Source organism: Sphingomonas sp. CFBP8993, assembly GCF_034044895.1.
Classification (GTDB): Bacteria; Pseudomonadota; Alphaproteobacteria; order Sphingomonadales; family Sphingomonadaceae; genus Sphingomonas.
This window is the reverse complement of sequence record NZ_JAXCWU010000001.1, coordinates 232,712-249,802: the sequence shown is the minus strand read 5'-3', so window position 1 is coordinate 249,802 and position 17,091 is coordinate 232,712. Positions and strand designations below refer to the sequence as shown.

Annotated in this window: 15 protein-coding genes; 6 read left to right on the top strand and 9 right to left on the bottom strand. The window is 67.3% G+C overall.

Going from position 1 to position 17,091, the window contains the following annotated elements:
• Positions 1–4: 4 nt before the first annotated feature.
• Entirely contained in the window at positions 5–1,405 is a 1,401-nt protein-coding gene (gene nhaA, locus SOM26_RS01100) for a Na+/H+ antiporter NhaA (protein WP_320450888.1), read from the bottom strand.
• Between the two features lie 83 nt (positions 1,406–1,488).
• Between nhaA and SOM26_RS01095 the strand changes: the two genes are divergently transcribed.
• Together SOM26_RS01095 and SOM26_RS01090 are read left to right on the top strand one after the other, a co-directional pair.
• A complete protein-coding gene (locus SOM26_RS01095; RefSeq protein ID WP_320450887.1) occupies positions 1,489–2,727 on the top strand; it encodes a DUF418 domain-containing protein in 1,239 nt (412 codons plus the stop codon).
• Between the two features lie 79 nt (positions 2,728–2,806).
• A complete protein-coding gene (locus tag SOM26_RS01090) occupies positions 2,807–2,977 on the top strand; it encodes a (2Fe-2S)-binding protein (RefSeq protein WP_320451257.1) in 171 nt (56 codons plus the stop codon).
• 22 nt (positions 2,978–2,999) lie between these two features.
• On the opposite strand, the gene SOM26_RS01085 is transcribed toward SOM26_RS01090, so the two are convergent.
• Genes SOM26_RS01085 through SOM26_RS01060 form a run of 6 tightly spaced genes read right to left on the bottom strand, consistent with a single transcriptional unit; the run spans position 3,000 to position 9,074 of the window.
• A complete protein-coding gene (locus SOM26_RS01085) occupies positions 3,000–3,863 on the bottom strand; it encodes an RDD family protein (RefSeq protein WP_320450886.1) in 864 nt (287 codons plus the stop codon).
• Entirely contained in the window at positions 3,841–4,863 is a 1,023-nt protein-coding gene (locus tag SOM26_RS01080) for a stage II sporulation protein M (RefSeq protein WP_320450885.1), read from the bottom strand. The genes SOM26_RS01085 and SOM26_RS01080 overlap by 23 nt, the downstream gene beginning before the upstream one ends.
• Positions 4,860–6,170 (bottom strand): DUF58 domain-containing protein, encoded by a 1,311-nt coding sequence (locus SOM26_RS01075; RefSeq protein ID WP_320450884.1) that lies wholly within the window; start codon positions 6,168–6,170, stop codon positions 4,860–4,862. The genes SOM26_RS01080 and SOM26_RS01075 overlap by 4 nt, the downstream gene beginning before the upstream one ends.
• Positions 6,167–7,123: an AAA family ATPase gene (locus tag SOM26_RS01070; RefSeq protein ID WP_320450883.1), complete on the bottom strand. Its 957-nt coding sequence runs from the start codon at positions 7,121–7,123 to the stop codon at positions 6,167–6,169. The genes SOM26_RS01075 and SOM26_RS01070 overlap by 4 nt, the downstream gene beginning before the upstream one ends.
• Complete coding sequence (locus SOM26_RS01065) at positions 7,120–8,349, bottom strand: DUF4350 domain-containing protein (RefSeq protein ID WP_320450882.1); 1,230 nt, start codon at positions 8,347–8,349, stop codon at positions 7,120–7,122. Before SOM26_RS01065 ends, SOM26_RS01070 begins: the two co-directional genes overlap by 4 nt.
• The gene (locus tag SOM26_RS01060; protein ID WP_320450881.1) at positions 8,346–9,074 is read right to left on the bottom strand and encodes a DUF4129 domain-containing protein; all 729 of its coding nucleotides are present in this window, start codon (positions 9,072–9,074) and stop codon (positions 8,346–8,348) included. The genes SOM26_RS01065 and SOM26_RS01060 overlap by 4 nt, the downstream gene beginning before the upstream one ends.
• A gap of 135 nt (positions 9,075–9,209) precedes the next feature.
• Here SOM26_RS01060 and SOM26_RS01055 point away from each other — a divergent pair, with 135 nt between their 5' ends.
• Positions 9,210–10,019 (top strand): glycerophosphoryl diester phosphodiesterase membrane domain-containing protein, encoded by an 810-nt coding sequence (locus SOM26_RS01055; protein WP_320450880.1) that lies wholly within the window; start codon positions 9,210–9,212, stop codon positions 10,017–10,019.
• A gap of 29 nt (positions 10,020–10,048) precedes the next feature.
• Here SOM26_RS01055 and SOM26_RS01050 read toward each other — a convergent pair whose 3' ends face one another.
• Positions 10,049–11,215, bottom strand: a complete 1,167-nt coding sequence (locus tag SOM26_RS01050; RefSeq protein ID WP_320450879.1) for a carbohydrate porin — start codon at positions 11,213–11,215, stop codon at positions 10,049–10,051.
• A gap of 441 nt (positions 11,216–11,656) precedes the next feature.
• On the bottom strand, positions 11,657–12,562 hold the full coding sequence (locus tag SOM26_RS01045; RefSeq protein ID WP_320450878.1) for a LysR family transcriptional regulator: 906 nt from the start codon (positions 12,560–12,562) through the stop codon (positions 11,657–11,659).
• A 185-nt stretch (positions 12,563–12,747) separates the two neighbouring features.
• Between SOM26_RS01045 and SOM26_RS01040 the strand changes: the two genes are divergently transcribed.
• Genes SOM26_RS01040 through SOM26_RS01030 form a run of 3 tightly spaced genes read left to right on the top strand, consistent with a single transcriptional unit; the run spans position 12,748 to position 16,959 of the window.
• Complete coding sequence (locus tag SOM26_RS01040; protein ID WP_320450877.1) at positions 12,748–14,433, top strand: ATP-binding cassette domain-containing protein; 1,686 nt, start codon at positions 12,748–12,750, stop codon at positions 14,431–14,433.
• Positions 14,417–15,502: an efflux RND transporter periplasmic adaptor subunit gene (locus tag SOM26_RS01035; protein ID WP_320450876.1), complete on the top strand. Its 1,086-nt coding sequence runs from the start codon at positions 14,417–14,419 to the stop codon at positions 15,500–15,502. Before SOM26_RS01040 ends, SOM26_RS01035 begins: the two co-directional genes overlap by 17 nt.
• Complete coding sequence (locus SOM26_RS01030) at positions 15,499–16,959, top strand: TolC family protein (protein ID WP_320450875.1); 1,461 nt, start codon at positions 15,499–15,501, stop codon at positions 16,957–16,959. Before SOM26_RS01035 ends, SOM26_RS01030 begins: the two co-directional genes overlap by 4 nt.
• Positions 16,960–17,091: the final 132 nt, after the last annotated feature.

The following is a 17,091-nucleotide window of genomic DNA, read 5'->3' as shown; positions in this document are numbered from 1 at the left end:
TCCCTTATGCCGGAGCCTCGGCCGCGTGCCGGGGCTCCGCGCAATGGCGTAACACTGCATAGCCGATCCCGGCGGCCAGGATCGAGGCGATCAGCACGCCCAGCGACGCCGCTTCGCGCATCTCCCCATCCCCGAACGCCAGCCCCGCGATGAACAGCGAGATGGTGAACCCGATCCCCGCCAGCGCGCCGATGCCGATGACCATCGGCCAGGTGACCCCAACGGGCCGCTGCGCCAGCCCCATCGCGCTCGCCGCCCATGTAAAGCCCAGAAACCCCAATGGCTTGCCCAGCGCCAGCCCTGCGACCACGCCCAGGACGAGCGGGCTGCCGATCATCGCCAGCAGCTCCGGCGAAAAATGGATGCGCACATTGGACATCGCGAACAGCGGCAACACGACATAGTTGACCCATGGGGTCAGCAACTCGATCAATCGCCCACTCGCCTCGCGGGTGGCGGATGCCATTTCGTGCAGATAGCCCAGGCGTTCCTCGGTACGGTGGCGCAGTTTTTCTTCCTGTGCGTCATCCTGCGCCTGCTCGGCGGCATCATATGCATGGCGGAACTGATCGACCCGGTGCTGGACGCGCTCGGCAAAGTCCTGCTGGCCCAGCCGGGGTTTCACCGGCACGGTGAGGCCGATCAGGACGCCCGCGATCGTGGCGTGGATGCCCGATGCCAGGACACCGCCCCAGATGATCACGCCGAACAGGACATAGGGCACGGTCGAAACCCAGCCGATCCGCCGCAAACCGATAATGCCCGCCAGCGCGACCCCCGCGACCAGGATTCCCACCGGGGCGATGGCACCGCTATAGGCGAAGGCGATGATCAGCAGGCCGCCGACATCGTCGACCGCAGCAAAGGCGAGCATCAACGCGCGCAACCCGGCGGGCAGGCTGGTGCCGAACAGCGCGATCAGCGCCAGGCCGAAGGCGGTGTCCGTCGTGATGACGCTGCCCCAACCCGCCGCACCCGGCGTGCCGCCCGCGACAGCCCAGAACAGCGCGACCGGCACGACCATCCCGCCCAACGCACCCGCCAGCGGAAACGCCGCCGTCCGCCATTGCGACAGTGGCCCGGCCACCATCTCGCGCTTCACATCGGCGCCGACGATCACGAAGAAGATCGGCAACAGGGCATGGTCGATCCACTCGGCCAGCGCGTGCGATATGTTGCGCGCGCCGAAACCGATCGTGACCGGTGTATCCCAGAACCGCTCATACCCATGTGCCCAGGGGCTGTTCGTCATGACCAGCGCCAGGATGGTGGCGAGCAGCAAGGGGCCACCCGTCACCTCGTTGCCCGCAAAGAATGGCTCGAACCGACGAAGAAACGCCGACGCGGCGGGTGAATGATGCGCACGCGCCGAAGCACGGCCCGTGAGGCGAGGTGACAATCCCATGACAGGGCAATGCTTGGCCCCCGCGCCAGTTGCATCGCGGGCGGCAATCGGTAAGTCCCCACCGGCCTGAACGGAGCTTTGCCTTGGCCGACGGTCCCGCCCCCTCCCCGCTGTCCGGCGGCACCCCGCCCGCTAACCGGCTGCTGACGCTCGACGCGCTGCGCGGCGTGGCGGTGATGGCGATCCTGCTCGCCAACCTGCCCGGCTTCGGCTTGCCGGATCCGGCTTATTCCAATCCCCTGGCCTGGGGCAGCGGGCGCACGAGCGACCTGATCGCCTGGGCCTTGACCGAAATCCTTGTCAATGGCCGGATGCGTGGGCTGTTCTCGCTGCTGTTCGGCGCATCGACGCTGTTGATCCTGACCCGCGCCGACGAGGCCGGGCGGAACGGCGCGTCGCTTCACCTGCGCCGCATGGCCGTGCTGTTCGTGTTCGGCATGGCGCACCTGACCTTCATCTGGACCGGCGACATCCTGGCGCATTATGCGCTGGTCGGCGTCATCGCGCTGGCCTTTGTCGGATTGGGCGTCCGGCCGCTGGTCTGGACGGCGATCGCGATGGCCGGGCTGTCGATGGCCATGGGCGCGCTGGAATGTATCGGGCTGTTCGAGGCGGCCGCGCGAAATACGCCGCAGAAGCTGGCCCTGTGGGACCTCTATCAGGACGCGTTCGGAACGCCGGGGGCGGCGCGCCTGATGCCGGAGGTGCAGGCCATGCGCGGATCATGGGCGACCTCGACCGCCTTTCGTATCGCCAACAACGGCAATCCCCTGATCGACGTTATCCAGATCGGCCCCGATACGCTGAGCGCCATGCTGCTCGGCATGGCGGCGCTGAAATCGGGTTTCCTGACCGGGCAATGGCCCCGCCACATCTATCGACGCTGGGCCGTGGGCGGGCTGTCCGTATCGATACTCGCCTATGCAACCATGGCGGCGGCGAGCTGGAGCAGCGGCTTCGACGTTCGGATGGTCGCGCTGGTGGAACTGTGCCTGAACGTGCCGTTCCGACTGATCGGCACGATCGGCTATGCCGCGCTGATCCTCCTGGCCTTGCGTCCCGGCACATGGTGGACGCAGCGGATCGCGGCGGCCGGGCGCATGGCCTTCACCAACTATCTGGGGACCAGCATCCTGATGACATTGGTCTTCTACGGTCACGGTCTGGGACAGTTCGCCCGCTGGCCCCGCGCCAGCCTGTATGTGCTGGTGATACCGATATGGGGGTTGATGTTCCTATGGTCCAAGCCCTGGCTCGACCGGTTCGGACAGGGTCCGCTCGAGCGGATTTGGCGGCTCGCCGCCAACGGGATTCAGCGATAATATTTGCAAACGCATCGCAAAAGCCTTGCGACCCACTCTCATTAGCGCTAAACGATCGGTGCCTTTGATGGAGAGCACCTTGGTCGTCTGCGTATGCAATGCCATCCGGGAATCCCAGGTCCGCGATGCGGCCCGTGCCGGTTCCATGACTCCGTGCCAGATGTATCAGGCGCTGGGTCGCCAGCCCAAATGCGGCCAATGCGCCGTGGTCGCACGGGCGATCATCGAAGACGAACGCGCCGCCGCCTGAATTCACCCGTGGGGCGAGCGACCTATCGCCCGGCCCCACTGAACTTGTCGGCCCGGCGTCGGCCGACCAGCAGCCCGCTTTCCAGCCGCGCGCACAGCGCCGCGTAATAATCGGCGAGGAAGCCATCATCGTCGCCGTCCGATGCCAGCCCCGCCTTGCGCCGGATGGCCTTGGCGACCGTGCTTCGGGCCCCCGCATCGCCGCTTCGGATGACGTCCTCCAGCGCCTGCAACTCATAGACACCGTAAAGCGCCAGTGCCGCGTCCGAAAAGACCCGGCGCGGACGGTCGCTGTCGACCAGATCGGGGGCGAGCCCCTGCACGACGGTCTGGACGACCCAGGTCCCCGCCACCAGATCGCCGATCCGCAGCCGGTCGCGGTTGAACAGGGGGAAGAAGAGGAAGATACCGGTCCAGGACAAAGCGAACAGCGTCAGGAACGCATCCGCCGTCCCCGCTGCCGCCTGTTCGCCGAGGAACGAGAGCGGCAGGAAAATCTCGATCTCGCGCATCGCATTGCGCGCCACCACCGCGCCCGCCGTCAGCCGGGCGCCGTCGCGCGCGATCACCCGCACGCCCATCAGCCGCTTGCCCGGCGTCGCGCCGCGCCCGCCCATCTCGAACAGCACGAAATAGCCGTTGCGCAGGCAGAAGGCACCGATCAGCCACAATATGCCCGCAATGTCGGCGCGGGTCGCCTGGTCGAAGGCGAGCAGCGCCAGCGTCGCGACGACCAGAACGGTGATCATCAGGACCAGGTCGATCAGGAACGCAACCGCGCGCGTCCCCCCGCCCCCCAGTTCGAGTTGCAGGTCGACGCCCTCCGGCGTGACGAAGCTGCGCCGCAGCGTGTCGGGCGCGTTCCTATTCCGGCGAACGAAGCGCATGCCGCCTCCCGACCCCGTAATAATAGACCACCCAAGCCACCAGCGCGATGGCTCCGATGGCGACGCGCATCCCATCGCTCGTCACCACCTGCCTCCCGATGCCCTCAAGGATGGCGGCGACGCCCAGCATCAGCACGACGCCGACCACCGCGATGGCCGCGCTTCGGCCAGCGTCGACCAATGCCGCCATGCGCGTCCGTCGCCCCGGAAAGGCGATCGCGGTGCCGATCCGCATCCCGGCCGCCCCGGATATCATGATCGCGAACATCTCGGTCGTGCCATGGATCGCCAGCCACGCCAGGAAGTTCGGCCCCAGCCCCTTGGCGGAAAACACCGCGATCATCGCGCCCAGCGTCAGCCCGTTGTAGAGGATCAGCAGCGCGGTGGGCACGACGAAGGCGAAGCCCAGCGCGAAGGAAAAGATCGCGATCTGCGCATTATGCCCGAACAGGAAGCTGGCAAAGACGCCCAGCCCCTTTTCCTGACTGGCGTAGAGCGTCTGGCGCAACGCCTCCGCCGACGCACCGGGATTGCGCCCGCCCGACAGCCCCTCGGGCACGACGCTGTAGAACCAGCTGGGGTCGGACCGGACCAGCAGGAACGCCGCGACCGCCCCCGCCACGGTCAGCCCAAGCATGACCAAAGTCTCACGCCACAGCGATGCCACCGCACGGGGCCAGCCATTCGTGAAAAAGCCCAGCAAGTCGCGCCACACCGGGTCCGACACGCCGTAGAGCTGAAAATAGGCGCGTGCACAAAGCTGCTCGAGATAGGCGATCAGCGCGCGGTCGAGCGAGGTTTCGCGCGCGACCGACAGCGAGGACAGGGTCGCGCGGTACAGCACGGGCAGCGCCAGCAGGTCGTCGTCGGACAGAGCGCGCACCGAACGCTTCTCGATCCGTTGGAGCAGCGTGTCCAGCCGCGCCCATTGCGCCTCATGCGCGGCGCGGAAGCGGCTGGCATTGACCAGCGGCGGGACGGCATCGACGAACGCGCTCACAACAGGCTCCGACGCTTGAGGTCCACATAACCTTCGACCAGTTGCTCGGCGACCTGGTCGTGCGGGCTTTCTATGACGTGCACGCCCAGATGCCTCAGGCGCAGCAGGACAAGCCGCCGATCGCGCAGCAGCGCGCCCGCCGTCACGGCGCGCGTGACATCGGCCGGGACGACCGGCGTGGCATCGACGAAAGCTTCCAGTTCCTCGTCGCGCAGCACCACGACCAGTACGAGATGCGTCTTCAACAGCCGCGCGACCGCACGGACGAGAAAGTCGGCGGAAGTCGGGTCGGTGAATTCGGTGAAAAGCACGATCATCGAGCGACGGTTCAGCCGCGCCGCCAGGGTGGTCAGGGCAAAGGTATAGTTGGTCTCGTCGCCGCTATAGTCGATCGCGGCGGCGAGATGCTGTAGCTCGGGGAAGGCGGTCGGGCCGCCGATGAAACCGCTGGCGACACGGGGCCGCGAGTCGAAAGCGTGCAGCGCCACCCGGTCGCCCAGCTTCAGGGCCAGCCATCCGGTCAGCAGCGCAGCCGACACCGCCCGGTCCAACCGCGGCACGCCAGCGACCGGGTCCGACATTTGTCGCCCCGCATCGATCGCAAAGACGATCTGGCTGTTGCGCTCGGTCCGATATTCCTTGGCGAACAGCTTGCGGTGCCGGGCCGACTGTTTCCAGTCGATCGCCCGCCGATCCATGCCGGAGCGGAATTCGACCAGCGCGTCGAAATCGCTGCCATCGCCCCGGTCGCTCTGGGCCAGCAGTCCCTGGACCGCGTGACGCCGAAACACCTGCGCGCCCTGCCGCCGCACCGCCTCGACATCGGGCAGGATCGGCAGCGTATGATCGGCCTCGATCCGCGCCTGATGCCATATCAGCCCCAGCGGCCCGGTCCAGCGCAGCCAGACGGTGCCAAGGTGCGCCGTGCCGCGACGATGCGGCGTCAGCAACAGGCGCGCCACACCCCTGCCCCCCTCCAGCGTCAGGTCGATCCGCCCTTCATCGCCAAGCGTGAGCAACGGATCGCCCGCGACCGCCACCTGCACCGACCCAGGGACGCGCGCACCGTCGACGCGGACCAAAACGGGGATCTCCCGCGGCTCTCCCACCGCCGCCGTGGCAGGCAGGTCGAGCGTGACCTGCCCCTGACCACGCCCCAGCAGCGCATCGGCGATCATCAGCATCCCGACCGCCAGCGACCAGCCGAGCCCGGCATACCAGTTGGCCGGGAACAGCATGGCGGCCAGCAGCGCGACCGGAGCTCCGATCGCCGCCGCCACCACCGCCATGCGGGTCGGATAGATCAACGCGGCGCCTCGATCGTCTCGATGATCTGGGCGACCACGTCCTCGATCGCGCGGCCGCCGATCTCGGCGGCGGGCGACAGGATCAGGCGGTGCCGCAGCAGCGCCGGGGCCAGGGTCTTAACATCGTCGGGAATGACGAAGTCGCGCCCGTCCAGCGCCGCCCGCGCCCGTGCCGCGCCCGCCAGCATCGCCCCGGCGCGCGGCGAGGCCCCGCTTTCCAGATCGGCCACGCCGCGCGTTCCCCGGATTAGTGCGACGATATAGTTGATGACTTCGTCGACCAGCCGGACGCCCGCGACGATCGCCACCGCCGCCGCGATCGTCGCGGCATCGGCGCGCACCTCGACGCCCCAGTCGGCCGGGGACATGGCGGTCGGCCGCGCGCCGTGCCCCGCGACGATCCGGCGTTCCTCGTCGGCGGTCGGATAGGGCACGATCTGCTTGAACAGGAAACGGTCGAGCTGCGCTTCGGGCAAGGGATAGACGCCCTGCTGTTCGATCGGGTTCTGGGTCGCCACCACGGTGAACCGGCTGCTCAAGGCCAGGCTGTCGCCATCGATCGTGACCGTCCGCTCCTGCATCGCCTCCAGCAGCGCGGCCTGGGTCTTGGGCGAGGTGCGGTTGATCTCGTCGGCCAGCAGCAGCTCGGTAAAGATCGGCCCTCGCGTCAGACTGAAGGTCGAGGTCTGGAAGTTGAAAAGGTTCGCGCCGATGATGTCGCCGGGCATCAGGTCGGGCGTGAACTGGATCCGGCCGAACTCCAGGCCCAGCGTATGCGCGAAGCTGTGCGCCAGCAATGTCTTGGCGGTTCCCGGTGGCCCTTCGAGCAGGACATGCCCGCCCGCGAACAGCGCGACCAGCAACAGGTCGACCGTGGCATCGTGGCCGACCACCGCCTTACCGATCTCGGCGCGGATCGCCTGCCCCAGCGCCTGGACCTCTTGAACCGTCACCGTGTCTTCTCCTGTTGCCATTGGTGCAGCGCCTGCGCGCTGGCGAGCATATCGGCCGGATGCCGGGCCCCAGCCGCCATATCGACCAGTGCAGTAAAGGTGCCCCGTCCCCGCATGCGATCGAGATAGGCGTCCGCCTCCGCGTCGGTCAGGCGGACGGGCACACCGAAGATCGCCCGTGCCCGTTCGCGGACCAGCGCGGCGTAGCGCGGGCCCAGCCCGCCCTCACGCCCCGCCTTGCGCACGATCATCGCGCTGTTGTCGACCAGTGCGGCCTTGCCGAAGGCGATGGCGCGCTCTGGCGGACGTGGTGCCCCGAAGCGGATCAGCGCCTGCCACCCGACAAGCGCGAGCGCGACGACGATTGCCAGCGTCATCGCCAGGAAGGGCGGCTCGAACGCCAGCTTCAAGGGGCTGCGCCCCACTCCCAGCCCGTTCAGCGACACATCAAAGGCAATGCCCCGCGACCCGTTGTCCCGAACGAAATCGAAGATCGCCAGCCCGGCGCGGGCGCGGTCCAGGCGACGGATACCGTGATTGTTCAGCAGGTCGGGATCGGCCAGGATGAAGATGCTGCTGTCGCCCACCTGGCCCAGGACGATGCCACCGGCATCGTCGGTGACGATCGGCTGCAGCGCCTTCGACGTCATCACCTGGAGCGGGCGCGGGGCCGCGACGTTGAGCGCATCCGGCGCCCAGCGGACCGCTTGAAGCGGCCGCCCGCCGCTTGCGTGCCGGGATACCGCGATCTCCGTGGCCGGAGCCAGTATCCGCGCAGGGTCGATGGCAGGCAACAGGCCCGCCACCTTGACCCAGCCCGGCCGGCCCTTGTCCGGCAGGGTCAGCCATTTGGGCATGACGAGCAAGGTCGCGCGCCCTTTGCGGGTGGCCATCAGCTTGCTCAGGTCGGTCCAGCCGTGATCCGGCGTCACGACGACCAGATCGTCGGTGGCCCAATCCGTCTCGGCACGGATGATGCGGGGGTTGCGCCCCGTAGCCCCCGCCAGCGCGACGATGCCGGAAAAGCCGGTGGCGGCGTTCGACAGGGCGTGGGTGCCGCCATCATGGCCCGATCGCATATCGGGCGCATAGGCCCCCAAGAGCATCGAGCCCGCAAAGCCAAGAATGCCGATGACGAGCAACAACGCCACGGTCAGCGGCGAGAACAGGCGTTCGACCGGCCCGGTCCGGCCCTTGTCGGTGGCTCGCATCGCGATTTCGCTCATGCCCGCCACCGCTGCGGCAGGGCGAGGTCGGTATAGGCGGCCCGAGCGGCCTGCCAATCCGCCGTGGCGACCGGCCGCCCGCCGAACAGGCTGCGCTCGACCAGTCCCGCGATACTGGCGAACAGCGGCCGGACCGATGCCGGCAGCAGCGTGGCGGACGCCAGTTCCCGACTGGTCAGCGAGGGACGGCGCAGCGCGGGCCGATGACGGGCAATGTCCTCGATCGAATGGAACAGCAGGTAATGGATCGCCTCGGCAAAGCGTCCCTCGGCGGCCAGCGCGTCCGCCGCGCTCAGCCATGCCCGTGCCGGGGCGGCATCGGGCATCCAGACATCGTCATCCCCCATATCCACCTCGCCCGCCATCCGGCGTCGACGCGCGGGCAAGCGCCATTCGCCGGACCGCAAGCGTTCGACGACCATCCAGATCAACGCCACGGCGATCGCGACGATCAGCGTCCACAGCAGGATGCGCGCATAGGGCGCGTCCGGCATCAGGCCGGTCAGCCAGCGCAGGAAACGGCCCACGGGACGCAGCAGATCGCCCAGCCAGCGCCCCAGCGTCTTCAGCCATTCCGGCGGCTCGGGCGGCTTGGGCTGCCGGGTGAGGGCGAACTGGATCGACGGATCGGCGCGCAACGCGGCGTGCGCCGTGGCGAGACGATCGACCGCTGCCGCCTTGTCCTCCACTGCCGCGATGATCCCCTCCCCGCAACGCAAGCCCATGCCCCGCGCCGGACTGTAGCCGGAACGATCGCTCGCGCAATCGGCTAATCGCCCGCCGCCGCGCCTTCGGATCGGGCTGGACAGCGGGAAGGAGCCTTGCCACGATCGGCCCCGAAACCTTGAGGGGGGAAGAATATGGCCAGTCACGCGATCGCCGCCGTGCCACGGCATGGCCTGTCGGTCGGCAAAGTCTTCGCGCGCAGCTTCGACATCATGAAGGCCAACCCGATGGCCACCTTGGGTCTGACCTTCGCCCTGATGTCGGTGCCGCAACTGGTGGCGGAACAGCTCGTCGATCCCCTGTCCTTGCAGCGGGGCGCCGATACGGGAGCCTATGTCCTGAGCAGCGTCTTTGGCATCGCCGTCGGCCTGCTATGGCTGATCGCGAGCGGTGCCCTCGTCCATGTCGCCATCGCGCATGACGAGGGCCGACCGGCCGACATCCGCGAGATCGTCCTGCTGGGCGCCAGACGCGCCCTGCCGCTCTTCGCGGTGACATTGCTGCTGGTGATCGGCATCTGGATCGGTTTCGTCCTTCTGGTGATACCGGGCGTCATATTGTCCGTGATGTGGTCGGTCTGCCTTCCCGCCGTCGTCGCCGAGCGCACCGGGATCTCCGGCGCGTTCGGCCGCAGCCGTGCGCTGACCAAGGGCGCGCGCTGGCGGATCCTGGGCATCGGTCTGCTGACGTTCGTCATCTATTTCCTGGTCGCGGCCGTGGTCGGCGTCGCCAGCCTGGCGGCCACGGGAACGCTGGGCCTGCTTACGGGCAGCGTGTCGACGCCGGTGGTCCAGAACCCGTCATTCCTGCTGCAACTCGTCCAGGCGATCGCCACGACTGCGGTGACGACCTGGGTCATGCTGGTTGCCGCCGCGCTGTTCATCGAGCTGCGCCACTGGAAGGACGGCCCCGATGACGACCGACTGACCGAGATCTTCGCCTGACCTCCGCAAAGCGATGGCCCGGCGCGCGGTTAGCGGATCTTCCAGTTCACGATGCCGCGAAGGCCGATGACGACGACGCCGGGCGCACGGGCGCGGCCGGACGGGCGGTGGACATATTGGAGATCGGGTTGCAGCGTCAGGAACGATGCGACCCGGTCGCTATAGGTCAGTTCGATCGTCGACTCCGACCGGGCGAGCCGTGGTGCGGCCGGTGGGTTGGCCTGGCGATAGGCGCTGCTGATCCCGGCCGTCGCGAAACCGATCGACAGGCTGGACTGCGGTCGGCCGCGGACGAAGCCGATCCCCGTGACGCCGAACTGCACGCCATCGGCAAAGGGCGTGGTCAGGCCATCGGACAGGCCCGCGCGAAGAAAGCCGGTCCAGTGATCCGGTGCGTCGCCACGCCCCACCAGTTCACGCTCGATCAGCACATAGAGGCCGTGCGACGCGGCCGTATCGGTGGTGGTGGTGATGCCCGGTGGCGTGATGCGTGGCTGACGATGGCTGTACGTCCAGCCACCGACACTGATCGCCGTCCGCCCCTTCAGCCCGATCTCGGCGATCATCATGGCGGACCGGCGTCCGCCATCGTCGGCCACGCCGCGCGGGGCCCGCACGATCGCGGCTTGGGCATAATGACGTCGGCCATCCGTGCGCACCCGCACCGCCAGGTCGGTCTGCGGAAAGATCGACGGGCCATTGGGCCCGGTCGAGGCCAGCTCGGAACCGATGCCGAAGGCCGGTGCGATCAACGGGAAGGCGGCGGCATTGTAATAGAATTCGCTGTTGAGGTCGTACTTGCCAACCAGCACCGATGCCCGGTCGTTCCAGAAGCGTTGCTGGACCCAGGCCTGGTACAGGACCAGGTCGGGGCTCGCGACCTCGATATTGTCGACGCCCTGCAGGGTGCCCGCAATGTCATTGGCCCGCGCGCCCGTATTGCTCAGTATGCCGAGATAGGTGGTGGCCCCATGCCAACGAACCGCGCGATCTAGGTCCAGCGTGGCGATGACATCGGTATTGTCGAGATACCGGACGCCGCGCGTACCCTTCCCCCCCGCCACGGCGACCACGTCCGCCTTGTGGATGAGGTCGATGGTCAGCGGACGGTTTGTGACTCCCTGCGCCCCGACAAGCTCGGCACATGACGCGAATGCCAATGCGGCGGCCGTGATGATGCAATGGCGAAACGTCATCGCCCTGTTCCCTGTTGCGATGATGATCGGATGGAAGGACTATGCCGATGCTCCGTCCGACTGGTGCAATATCACGTCGAGCACCTGATCGACCGGTTTCCTTGCGCGTTATCGCAGGAGCATCGCAGGTCGATCATGATTTACCCCCCGGAAAAATCGAGTGCCTGCGTGCAAGCCGATAACGTCAAGATGACGACAGACACTTAAGATACCGTATCTCGCGCGCCTTCATTACCTTTGCAGTAATCCGCTGACCGAGGTGGCAGACATAAGCTGTCGGCCAAGCAGGGCACCGGCCAATTCCTTGACGTCAGGGGCATCTTCGACGGACGAGATGTCGCAGGCGGCCGGGTCGCCGCTCCCCATCCTCCGTCACCATGGAAACTACTGTCGAACAATTTGTTCGTCCCATCGGCCCAGACCAGACAGGAGCGCCGTCGACTATTCGGAGAGCAGGCGTACCGCGCGCGCCTTCACATGGTCGGCGATCAGCTTGAACGCCGCGCTCATCGGCGACTGGCGGCGCCAGGCGATCGCGATCGAGCGATGCACGCGCCATCCCTTGCCCGTCAGGACCTTCAGCCCCGACGCGCCGCCGATCTCGGAGTGAAGATAGAGGCTGGGCAACAAGGCCAGACCCAGCCCGCTCGCCACCATCTGGTGCAGGCTTTCCAGGCTGGTCCCGTAATAATCGGGCGCGATGTGCATGCCATATTGCTCGGCGACCTCCGCGGCTTGGCGAGCCAGGTGATGGCGGGGGTCCAGGGTCAGGAGCGCGCTGCCCGTCAGCGTCTCCCGGGTCGGGCTGTCGGACGCCTCGATGGGATGGTCGAGCGCCGCCACCAAGTGCAGCGGTTCGCGGAACAACGGCTCGATGGTCAGGTCGTCGCCCGCCATCGGCAGCGGACCCAGGAGGACGTCGATATTCCCGCGTGACAGTTCGAGCAGTTGTTCGTCGGGAATACCTTCGCGAACGTGCAGGCGTAGCTGCGGGGCCATACGGTGCAGCTCGGCGATGATCGGCGACAGCAGATAGGGTCCTAGGGTCGGCGTCGTACCCAGGCGCAACGTACCGGTCAGCATGTTGGCCGATCCGGCCGCCAGCGCGACAATATCGCTCGCATCGCTCAGCATCCGTCGCGCCGTCGCCACGATGCTGCGCCCCACCGGGGTCAGGATCGCCCCGGCCGTGCTCCGCTCGAGCAGCTTGACGCCCAGCCGCTCCTCCAGCGTGCGAACCTGCTGGCTCAAAGTCGGCTGCGAGACGTGCGCGACCCGCGCGGCCACGGCGAACGATCCGGTGTCGGCGATGGTGACCAGATATTCGAGCTGACGCAGCGTAGGCATGCACCGTCTATAGCCATTGCCTATACCATCGGCACCACTTTTCCGATTGGCACCCGCCATGATATTTCGTTACTTAGGCGTGATAAGGATCAAGCCGATCCGTACCTTTTGCGAGGTGAACGGTTCGGCAAAGGCGTAAAAACGTCGGTTCCTGTCGAACCAAGATACAGAAAAAGGGGCTTGTTTTGGCAGCGGAGCGCTTGGGGTTTCGAGATGCGGTACGGTGGCTGGGCCAGATCATAGGGCCCGACGCGGCCTATGTTCGCCTTGGTATCGTCTATACCACCGCGATCAGTCTGCTCGCGCTAGCGACGCCCGTCTCGGTGCAGTTGTTGATCAACAGCGTGGCGAATACCGCCATGCCCGCCCCGTTATGGGCGCTGTCCGGCATCCTGCTGCTACTTCTGCTGCTGGTTGCCGGGCTGAGTGCGCTACGCGTCTGGATCATGGCGGCGTTCGAGCGGCGGCTGTTCGCGCGAGTGGTCGCCGAGGTCACCTTGCGCGCCGTCCATGCCCAGGACCCGTTCTTTGCCGATGGCAATCGCGGTGACCTGTTCAACCGCTATTTCGACCTGGTGGTCGTTCAGAAGTCGGTGCCCAGCCTGGTGATCGGCGCCTTCACGATCGTGCTGCAGGCGGTGATCGGCCTGACCATCACCAGCTTCTATCATCCCGTCTTCCTCGCCTTCAACGTGGTGCTGGTCGCGGCGCTCTTGCTGGTCTGGCTCTTGTGGCGGCGCGGTGCGATCAGTGGCGCGGTCGCGCTGAGCCATGCCAAGCACAAGGCCGCCGGATGGCTGGAGAGCGTCGGTGGCTCGAACGGCTTCTACAAGTCGGCGCGTCACCTGGACTTCGCGATGGACCGATCGGAGGCGATGACCGCCAACTATGTTGCCACGCACCGCCGCTATTTCCGCTATCAGTTCGCGCAGACCATCGCCTTCCTCCTGATCTATGCCTTTGCCAGCGCCGGATTGCTGCTGCTGGGCGGGATGCTGATCCTGCGCGGCCAGCTGTCGCTGGGCCAGCTGGTCGCGGCAGAGCTGATCCTGTCGGGCGTATTCTACGGCATTTCGCAATTCGGCTGGTATCTCGACACCTTCTACGATCTGGTCGCCAGTTCCGAGGAATTGTCGCTGCTGTTCGCCATTCCGCAGGAGACGCAGGTACGCGGCGACAACGGCCCGCGCGACGGCTCGGTCAAGATGACCGACATCGTCTTCGGCGACGCCCGCTACACGATGAGCCTGGCCGCCGGAGAGCATCTGGTCGCCGTTGCCGAACCGGGGGCAGAGCGCCGCCTGGCCATGCTGTTGAAGCGGCATGCCTTGCCCGATCGTGGCTTGATCCGCATCGGCGGCGGCGATCTGGGTTCGTTCGACATGTACCGCCTTCGCTCGGAAGTCACGGTGCTCGACCGGTCGACGATCGTCGAGGTCACGATCCGCGAATATCTGCGCCTGGCCTCCACCGACCTGGACGATGTGGCGATGGAGGCGCTGACGACGGTCGGGCTGGAGCGCCGCCTGGCCAGCCTGCCCCAGGGGCTGGATACGCCGCTCGGATCGACCGGCTATCCGCTGAGCGTGGGCGAGACGATGGCGCTCAAACTCGCCAATGCGCTGCTCGTCCGGCCCAAGCTGTTGCTGCTGGGCCAGTTGTTCGACCTGCTACCGCCGGAGCGGCTGCTGGCCGCGCTTCATATTCTGAAGGAGCACGGCACCACCGTCCTGCTGTGCACCGGACGGCCGGAAGACGTGACCCTGGACGGCTATCTCTATCTGGGCCTGACCGAACAGCACCGCTGCGACACGCTCGAGGCGCTTCAGAATGCCTGCAACCGGAAGGACGCCGATGTCGCATCCGCCTGAACATCTCGCGCATTTCCGCACCCTTGCCGCGCTTCGCCCGCCGCGCACCACGGTCGCCATCGCCTGGATCCTGCTGGTCGGGATCGCCGCGGCCATCTTCATCCTGTTCTTCGTGCCCTGGTTGCAGACCGCGCAGGGCCGTGGACAGGTCGTGTCGCTCGATCCCGAGGACCGCGCGCAGGAGGTGACCGCGCTGGTGCCCGGTCGGGTCGAGCGCTGGTATGTGCATGACGGCCAGCACGTGAACCGCGGCGATCCCATCGCGCGCATCGTCGACCTGGACCCCAATCTTCTGTCGCGCCTGGCCGCCGAACGCGCGCAGGTGATGGCCGAAATCGCCTCCGTCCAGCAATCGCGGGCGGTGGCGCAGATCGACGTCAACCGCACCCGCCAGCTTTTCTCCGAAGGACTGGCCTCGCGCCGCGATTTCGAACAGGCGCAGATCAAGGTCGCGGACTCCGGCGCCAAGCTGGCGGAATCGCGGGCCAAGCTGAACCGGATCGAGGTGCAGCTCAACCGCCAGTCGGCGCAGCTGGTGCAGGCGCCGCGCGCCGGGCGGATCCAGAACCTGACGGCGACCGCCGGGGGTGCGCTGGTTTCTGCCGGAACGGTGCTGGCGGTCATCGCGCCCGAACAGGTCCAGCGCGCAGTCGAGCTGATGATCGACGGCCGCGACGTGCCCTTGTTGCGGCCCGGCCGCCGCGTCCGGCTGGAGTTCGAGGGATGGCCCGCGATCCAGTTCAGCGGCTGGCCCTCGATCGCCTATGGCTTCTTCGATGGTCGCGTCCGCACGATCGACCCCAATGCCAATGCGCAGGGGCTGTTCCGCATCCTGGTCGAACCCATGCCCGGCAAGCCTGCCTGGCCCGAACGCCGCTTCGTCCGGCTGGGCGGCAAGGTACAGGGCTGGGTCCAGGGTGAAACCGTGACCGTTGGCTACGAGCTCTGGCGGCAGCTGAACGACTTCCCGCTGGAATTCGGCCAGACCAAGACCGGCAAGGATGGCAAGGACGCTGGCGCGAAGGACGACGACAAGAAGATCGCGGCCAAGGCAGGCAAGCCGAAATGATCCGTATCGCCCTCACCGCCTCCGTGCTGGCCCTGGCACCGATGCTTGCCGCCCCGGCCCTGGGTCAGCATATTCGCGCCAATCCCGCGCCCGCACCCGTCGCCGTCCCGAGTTCGGCGCCACTGACGCTGGACGAGGTGCTGCAATCCTCGGCACGCGCCGCCCCGCAGATCGTCGAGGCGCTGGCCAAGGTCCGCGCGGCCGAGGGGCGTGCCGTCACGGCCAGCGGCGCATTCGATACCGTGTTCGAGGCCGATGGCCGGTCGCGCACACTGGGCTATTATGACGGGACCGTCGCCTCCGCCCGCGCCACCCGGCCGCTGACCGACAATGGCGGTTATCTCTATGGCGGCTACCGCGTCAGCCGCGGCGGCTTTCCGGTGTATGAGGACGAGAATTACACCAACCGCCTGGGCGAGGTGAAGGTCGGCGCGCTCTATTCGCTGCTCCGCGACCGGTTGATCGACGAACGCCGCACCCGCCGTACACTGGCGGCCGGTGACATCGACATTGCCCAGTTCGAACGCCAGGCGGTCGCGATCGGCGTGCAGCGGCGCGCGATCGATGCCTATCAGAACTGGGTCGCGGCGGGTCTGCGCCTGCGCGCCTATCGCGACCTGCTGCAACTGTCGGAAAGTCGGCGAAGCGGACTGGCGCGGCAGGTTCAACTGGGCGCCCGGCCCGATATCCTGCTGGCGGAAAACGACCAGAACCTGGTCCGTCGCCGCGCGCTGGTCGTCCGGGCCGAGGGAGATTTTCAGGCGGCGGCCAATGCCCTGTCGCTCTATTATCGCGATGCCGCTGGCGAGCCGGTGCTGGTGACGCCCGAGCGCCTGCCCGTCGATGCTGGCGCGCTGGTGGGAGTGGCGGCCTCCGCGCGCGGTGATTTCGAGCGGCGACGGCCCGATCTCCAGATGCTGTTGGCACGGATCGACCAGGGCTCGGCACGGCTGGCGCTGGCGCAGAACGACCTGAGACCTCGCCTGGATTTGCGGGGCGAGATGGGCAAGGATGTCGGCCCGGTGGGCCTGGGCGGCCCGACGCGTACGCCACTGGAAGCGGCGGTGGGTTTCCGTTTCTCGCTGCCGTTGCAGAACCGGGCCGCCAAGGGCCGCGTCGCTGAAGCACGCGCCGAGATGGATGCGCTGGCGGCACGCAGCCGGTTCCTGCGCGACCAGATCACCGTCGAGGTCGAAGGCATCACGATCGGCGTCGGCGCTGCCGAAAAGCTGGCCATGATCGCCGAGCAGGAGCGCCAGCTTGCCGAGCGGCTGGCCGTGGCCGAACGGCGGCGGTTCGAACTGGGTTCGAGCGACTTCTTTCTGGTCAATCAGCGCGAGGAAACCGCGAACGACGCGCGGGTGCGCCTGATCGATGCGCAGGCCCGGATCGCCGGGGCGCGTGCCGAACTGGCGGCAGCCACCGCCGACCGCGAGGCGCTGGGCCTGGAGCCCTGAGCCAGGGCTCCGGTCGAAAGGAACGACCACGATGGCAAAGCGTCCTGTGTTCGGCAGGAGGTGCAAGGCGTGGTTCCTCGAGATACGGCAAGGTTGCGCGGACCGCTGACGACCCCCGATGGCCGATACATT

Coding starts and splice junctions, on each gene's coding strand:
- SOM26_RS01065 (WP_320450882.1), bottom strand. CDS start 8,349: ATGAGCGAAATCGCGATGCGAGCCACCGACAAGGGCCGGACCGGGCCG.
- SOM26_RS01060 (WP_320450881.1), bottom strand. CDS start 9,074: ATGGGCTTGCGTTGCGGGGAGGGGATCATCGCGGCAGTGGAGGACAAG.
- SOM26_RS01030 (WP_320450875.1), top strand. CDS start 15,499: ATGATCCGTATCGCCCTCACCGCCTCCGTGCTGGCCCTGGCACCGATG.
- SOM26_RS01050 (WP_320450879.1), bottom strand. CDS start 11,215: ATGACGTTTCGCCATTGCATCATCACGGCCGCCGCATTGGCATTCGCG.
- SOM26_RS01055 (WP_320450880.1), top strand. CDS start 9,210: ATGGCCAGTCACGCGATCGCCGCCGTGCCACGGCATGGCCTGTCGGTC.
- SOM26_RS01085 (WP_320450886.1), bottom strand. CDS start 3,863: ATGCGCTTCGTTCGCCGGAATAGGAACGCGCCCGACACGCTGCGGCGC.
- SOM26_RS01045 (WP_320450878.1), bottom strand. CDS start 12,562: ATGCCTACGCTGCGTCAGCTCGAATATCTGGTCACCATCGCCGACACC.
- SOM26_RS01035 (WP_320450876.1), top strand. CDS start 14,417: ATGTCGCATCCGCCTGAACATCTCGCGCATTTCCGCACCCTTGCCGCG.
- nhaA (WP_320450888.1), bottom strand. CDS start 1,405: ATGGGATTGTCACCTCGCCTCACGGGCCGTGCTTCGGCGCGTGCGCAT.